The organism is Candidatus Poribacteria bacterium (genome assembly GCA_016866785.1).
In the GTDB taxonomy this organism is placed as follows: domain Bacteria; phylum Poribacteria; class WGA-4E.
In genome coordinates this window covers 1-6,377 of record VGLH01000178.1, presented here as the reverse complement: position 1 = coordinate 6,377, position 6,377 = coordinate 1, and the positions used below count along the sequence as shown (strand labels likewise).

Sequence of the window (6,377 nt, the reverse complement as noted above, 5' to 3'; positions counted from 1 at the left end):
TACGACTCGTTCTGGATCTCCTCGCATATCCATCCGGATCCCGACGCCATCGGTTCCCAACTGGCGCTGGCAAGGTTCTTAGAGCAGCGCGGGAAGACCGTCGAGATCGTCAACGAGAGCCCTCCGCCGAGGATCACGCACTGGCTCCCCGGGGTCCGTCGCATGCGCCAGGAACCGACGCTCGATACCGCCGACGCCCTGATCGTTCTCGACGTGTCCGACCGAGCTCGACTGGGCAAGACACTCGAACATCGGCTTTCGCCGAAGCACGCCATTATCAATATCGACCATCACGCGACGGGAAAACCCTTCGCTGACATCGCCTGCGTCGTGCAGCAGGCGTGCGCGACGTGCGAAATCCTCTTCGATCTGTTCGAGGCGTCCGGCGACGAGATCGACCGAGATATTGCGGAGTGCCTCTACGCGGGCATCATCGGCGACACGGGCAACTTCCGGTTCTCGAACACGACGCCGCACGCGCACGAGGTCGCCACGGCGCTCATCCGTCTGGGCGTGGAGCCCGCCGTCGCATACGAGCGCATCTACGGCGCGCAACCGGAACGGCGGCTGCGGCTGCTGGGCATGGTGCTCGCAACGCTGCGCCAGAGCGCCGACGGAGCCATCGCCACGATGCGTGTGACCCAAGAGATGTTCCGGGCGACCGGAACGGACCTGGAAGACGTCGATGGGTTCAGCGACTACGCGCGGTCGGTTGACGGAGTGGTCGCGGCGGCGTTCTTCGGCGAGCTTCCCAGCGGAAAGATCAAAGTGAGTTTCCGGGCTCGCGGAGCCGTTCGCGTCAACGGCGTTGCGGCTTCGCTGGGAGGCGGCGGACACGAATACGCGGCCGGGTGCACGCTGGATCCGCCTATGGACGAGGCGGAACGGCGCGCCATTGCCGCCCTGGCTACGGAGATCGAACGAGCGAATGGCTGAACCGATCGACGGCGTCCTGAACTTGGACAAGCCCCCCAAGATCACCTCGCAGACGGCTGTCACCCGCGTCAAGCGCGCCCTCGGCGCTCGGAAGGCGGGGCACGCCGGAACCCTCGACCCGGACGCCACGGGCGTGCTGCTCGTCTGCATCGGAAAGGCGACGCGGCTTTTCGAGGCGCTCCAGAGCCACGACAAGGAGTACGTCGCGACACTGACGCTCGGCGTCGAGACGGACACGTACGATGCCGCCGGGGAAGTCACGGGTCGCTCTGATGTGCCGGACCTGTCGGCTGTCGAGATCGACCGGGCGATGGAACCATTTCGCGGCGACATCGAACAGGTTCCGCCGATGTACTCGGCTCTCAAGCGGGATGGGCAGCCGCTCTACAAGCTCGCGCGGCGCGGCGAGGTGGTCGACCGTCCGCCGCGTACTGTGCGCATCTCCGAGCTTGAGGTGCTGAGTGTGGCGCTGCCCGACGTGCGCATCCGGGTCGTGTGCTCTCGTGGAACCTACATCCGCAGCCTGGCGCACGACATCGGCAAGGCGCTGGGATGCGGCGCGCATCTGAGCCAGCTCGTGCGGACGCGTAGCGGGCCCTTCCGGGTCGAGGACGCCATGCCGCTCTCGGATGTCCTCTCGTGTCCGGACAACGCTCTGGGACGGATCGTTCCGCTGGAAGCGCTACGAGGGACGCTCGGCGCTGGAGAGGGAACCGCGTGAGGGTTGTCGATGGATTCTGGGAGCCCCTTCACGGCGGGCGTCCCACCATATTGACGTTTGGCAAGTTCGATGCCCTGCACTTGGGTCACCAGGCGATCTTCCGTCGCGTGTGCGAGACCGCTCGTCGGCACGACTGCGACGCAGGCGTTGTCTTTTTCCACCCGCACCCACTTAGACTGCTCGCGCCGGAGCGATGTCCCACGACGCTGACGCCGCTGCCGCTCAAGCTGCGGTTGCTGGAGTCGTTCGGGTTCGACATCGCCATCGCGGCGCGGTTCGATGAACGGCTTCGCGAAACGACCGCCGAGGATTTCGTCGCGCATCTCGTCGAGCGCTTCGGCGTGCGCGGGCTCGTCGTGGGCGATGGCGCGCGGTTCGGCTTCATGGCTCGCGGGGATGCGGCGATGCTCCAGTCGCTCGGGTCGCGTCTGGGCTTCGACCTGGAGATCGTCCCGCCGGTTCCGTGGGAGGGAAAGCCGATCAGCAGCGACCGCGTGCGGCGCGCGGTGGCTCGCGGCGACCTGTCGGAGGCGCAGGCGCAGCTTGGGCGTCGCTACTCCGCCTATGGGCGCGTCGTCGAGGGCGACAAGCGCGGGCGGACGCTCGGGTTCCCGACGGCAAACGTGGACACGGGCGACCAGCAGCTTCCTCCGTTGGGCATCTACGCGGCGGAGGCGGTCGTCGGAGACGATCGGCACGGAGCCGCCGTCAGCCTCGGCGTGCGCCCGACGTTCGGGGGAGCCGATGTCGTCTTGGAGGCGTACCTGCTCGATTTCGCGGGCGATCTGTACGGACGAGAGATCGAGGTGGCCTTCGTCGAGAAGCTCCGCGACGAGCTCCGGTTCGATTCCGTGGACGTGCTGCTGACCCAGATGCGGCAGGATGTCACGCGGACACGCGCCGTGTTGGGCATCTGACGGCGCACCTGTGTTCCCACGAACCCGTCGCACCGATACCTTCCCACCGGTTCCCACCAGGTAACGCATGGGCCCTGAACGACCCCATCTCCTGACCACGACGAAGACGCCGTTGGGCGTCGCCTCGTTCCTCGCCCAGACGTGCACGGTGACGCCAACCGAAGTCAGCATGTCGAGTACCGACACGCAGGCGTGGCATGTCCTCGCCGACGGGCAACCGTACTTCGCCAAGTGGGCAGCGGCTTCGGTCTACGCCGAAACACTCGCCAAAGACGCGGACATCTGCTCGAAACGGCTCCACCCCGCCATCGTCCGTCTGCTGAATCGCGTCGAGACGGCGGACGGAACGCTCCTCGTCTACGAGCGCATCTACGGCGAGGACGTTCGGACGCTCGCCAAGTCTCGGAGAATCTACGACATGGCGCTGGAGAAGCGCCTTCGCCTGCTCGCTACGACGTACGACGCCCTAGCCGTCATCAGCGACGACGGCTGGGTGTTCGTGGACTTCTACGACGGGAACGTCCTCTACGATGCCGGCTCCGACACGACGATGCTGTTCGACTTCGAGCTCTTCCGTCGGTGCGAAGGCTACACGCTGGAGCTGGACCGCAACTACGGCTCGTCGCGGCTGATGGCTCCCGAGGAGTTCCAGCGCGGAGCGTGGATCGACGGTCGCACGAATGTGTATACGCTGGGACGGCTGGCGATTGTCGTGCTGTGCCGGGAGATCGACGAGCGTTGGCGCAGCGTGTTCCCGGCGTCAGCAGCGCTCGCGGAGGTCATCGAGCGCGCGACGCAGCCCGATCCAGAACGTAGGTACGGCTCGGTTCGGCAGTTCGTGACGGCATACCGACACGCGAGCCCAGAGATGAGCCCGATCGTGGCTGCCGTCCACGCCAGCACGTAGATGCTTGCCGTCATAGCGAACCCCTCTCCAGCATGGGCGCGCGTCTCTATCGACGAGCATAGCACCTGTGCATGTCCGATCAATCCGCCTGCTCTGAGGTTGGGATATCACATGAGACGCAACAGCGTCAAAGCCTGCGGCAACACAGGATTTGCATCTCGGCGTGTTGCGTTCCTTGACGCGACTTGGGAAACCGCATGGAATCCGCGTTCGCGGCGGATTCGTCGCAGTTCGTGTCTCGATCTCAGCAAAATCCTTGACGCTTCGAGAGCCACGAAGTACAATACGCTAGCGTTTCCGTATCCCCGTCCGACGATCTCCAGTTGTCCGAACGCCTCCTGCATGCGCGCCGAATGCGGCGGGTGCATGCGCAAGTGCCCAGCGTGGGGAACCAGCGCGTTCGGGTAGATTGGGACCGCAGGATTCGCCCCTGAGACATACATTGCAGCGTCCAGCTGTCGCCCCGCCCATTGCCGAGGCTCCATGTCCTTGGTCAAAGTGCCGATTGTCTGTTGACGAACTCACAGTAGAGACCAGCGAGCGCGCATGACATCTGCGATTCGGTGACGTGCTGCCACGTCCATTCGAACCTCACCGCAATGAACCCCACTGCCGGCACGAGCCAATCATGTCCGGAGCATGGCACTCGACCCAGACGATGGGTGCGCGGTCCGCGTTCCGGTTGGGCTCGCGTCCAGACACCTTCCCCGAAGGGAGCGCGAGCGACACGCCATCTGCGGCGTGCCGGTGATGCATTCGATGCATAGGGAACCAAGATGAGAACTCAACGAAGAAACCACCATCCCAGCCGCGATTATGACGCTCAGCCCACAGAACCGGGCGTGGACGTCAGCCAGCTCCAGCAGAAGACCGTCCAAGACCTCTACAAGATGGCGCGCGAACTGAACGTCGCCGGATACAGCGGTCTGAAGAAGCAGGAGATCATCGCCCGCATCCTCGAGACCCAGGCGGACGGGCGAGACGTGCTCACCGGCGAAGGCGTGCTGGAGATTCTCCCCGAAGGCGGATTCGGCTTCCTGCGTTCCGCCAACTACAACTACCTGCAAAGCCAAGAGGACATCTACGTATCGCCGTCGCAGATGCGGCGGTTCGGGCTCCGCACCGGACACGTCGTGCGCGGGCAGATTCGCCCGCCCAAGCGCGGCGGCGAAAAAGACGAGCGACTCTTCGCCCTCCTCCAGATCGAATCCGTCAACGGGTTCGAGCCAGACCTGGCGAAAGAGACCGTCCTCTTCGACAATCTGACGCCCATCCACCCGACGGACCTGATCAAGCTGGAACACGACCCCGGCGAGATCAGCACACGCATCATCGACCTGATGGCGCCCATCGGGAAGGGACAGCGCGGCATGATCGTCGCCCCGCCGTTCGGCGGGAAGACGCACCTGCTCCGCAACATCGCCCACGGCGTTGCCGCCAACAATCCCGACATCGAGCTGATCGTCCTCCTCATCGACGAGCGCCCGGAGGAGGTCACCGAGATGGAGCGGACGGTCCACGGCGAAGTCGTCAGCTCGACCTTCGATGAGCCGCCGGAGCGCCACGTCGCCGTCGCCGAGATCGTCATCGAGAAGGCGAAGCGCTCCGTCGAGTTCGGCAAGGACGTCGTCATCCTCCTCGACAGCATCACGCGACTGGCTCGCGCCTATAACATCGTCGCGCCGCACACCGGCAAGACGATGACCGGCGGGATCGACTCCGCCGCGATGATGGGCCCCCGCGCGTTCTTCGGCGCAGCCCGCAACATGGAAGAGGGCGGCAGCCTGACGATCCTCGCGACCGCCCTCATCGACACGGGCAGCCGCATGGACGACTTCATCTTCGAGGAGTTCAAGGGAACCGGAAACTCCGAAATCCACCTCGACCGCAACCTCTTCGAGCAGCGAACCTTCCCGCCGATGGACGTCCACAAGTCCAAGACGCGCCGGGAGGAACTGCTGATCGATCCTCCGACGCTGAACAAAGTCTGGATCCTGCGCAAGTTCCTCACCAAGACGTCCCCTGGCGAAGCCATCGAGCTCTTCCAGGAGCAGATGCGCAAATCGCGGACGAACGAAGAGTTCCTCGAGTCGATGAAGGGCTAGAACCCCCGGCTCGCATCAACGCCTCGCCGCTGAAAGGTCGCGTACCTCGATGAAAACCGGCATCCATCCGAACGTGAACACGGTCACCATCTCCTGCGTCTGCGGAGCCACGTACGAGACCTTCTCGACCAAGACCGGGCTGCGCGTCGAAGTCTGCGCGAGCTGCCACCCGTTCTTCACGGGACAGCGCAAGATCGTCGACACCGAGGGTCGCGTGCAGAAGTTCGAGCAGAAGTACCGCCGATTCAAAGCGCAAGCCTAGCCCCTCGATGCTTGGCTTGTTCTTCACCTTCCTGAAGCTGGGAACCTTCATCTTCGGCTCGGGACACGCTCTCGCCTCTGCGATGCAGAGCGAGATCGTCGACCGGCAGGGATGGATGACCGCCGAGCAGTTCCAGGACGGATGGGCTGCCGGCAACGTGCTCCCCGGTCCCATCGCGACGAAGGTCGTCGTCTACGTCGGCTACGAACAAGCCGGCGTGTGGGGAGCCCTCGTCGCGATCGTCGCCTACCTGCTGCCGTCCATAACCGGGATGGTGCTCATCACGGCAGTGCTGACGCAGTACGCCCAGCTCCCAGCCGTCAAGAGCATCGTGCGCGGCGTGAAGCCTGCCGTCCTCGCGCTGCTCGTCGAGGCGTTCCTGAGCTTCACCGGCGTGGCGTTCCCGCGGAACGGGGCGCTCGTCGCGCCCAGCGTACCGGTGCTGGTGACGGTCGGCGGCGTGTGTTTGAGCTTAGCAGGGATGTGGTGGATGTCGACGACGGGGATCGCGGGAGTTGGAGCGTTCCTG

7 protein-coding genes are annotated in these 6,377 nt (G+C 64.7%); all 7 read left to right on the top strand.

What is annotated here, in order from left to right; translation table 11 throughout:
- The coding region (locus tag FJZ36_17515) for a bifunctional oligoribonuclease/PAP phosphatase NrnA (GenBank protein MBM3216698.1) at positions 1 to 936 on the top strand (936 nt) is incomplete at its 5' end.
- Positions 929 to 1,657: a tRNA pseudouridine(55) synthase TruB gene (gene truB / locus FJZ36_17510; protein MBM3216697.1), complete on the top strand. Its 729-nt coding sequence runs from the start codon at positions 929 to 931 to the stop codon at positions 1,655 to 1,657. The genes FJZ36_17515 and truB, both read left to right, overlap by 8 nt.
- Positions 1,576 to 2,574, top strand: coding sequence for a riboflavin biosynthesis protein RibF (gene ribF / locus FJZ36_17505; GenBank protein ID MBM3216696.1), 999 nt, complete (start codon positions 1,576 to 1,578; stop codon positions 2,572 to 2,574). Before truB ends, ribF begins: the two co-directional genes overlap by 82 nt.
- Positions 2,575 to 2,641: 67 nt before the next feature.
- Positions 2,642 to 3,481 carry a hypothetical protein gene (locus FJZ36_17500; protein MBM3216695.1) on the top strand — a complete coding sequence of 280 codons (840 nt, stop codon included), beginning with the start codon at positions 2,642 to 2,644 and terminating at the stop codon, positions 3,479 to 3,481.
- A gap of 776 nt (positions 3,482 to 4,257) precedes the next feature.
- On the top strand, positions 4,258 to 5,586 hold the full coding sequence (locus tag FJZ36_17495; GenBank protein MBM3216694.1) for a transcription termination factor Rho: 1,329 nt from the start codon (positions 4,258 to 4,260) through the stop codon (positions 5,584 to 5,586).
- A 49-nt stretch (positions 5,587 to 5,635) separates the two neighbouring features.
- Positions 5,636 to 5,848, top strand: coding sequence for a 50S ribosomal protein L31 (rpmE, locus tag FJZ36_17490; GenBank protein MBM3216693.1), 213 nt, complete (start codon positions 5,636 to 5,638; stop codon positions 5,846 to 5,848).
- Positions 5,849 to 5,855: 7 nt separating this feature from the next.
- A partial coding sequence (locus FJZ36_17485) for a chromate transporter (GenBank protein MBM3216692.1) occupies positions 5,856 to 6,377 on the top strand: 522 nt, incomplete at its 3' end.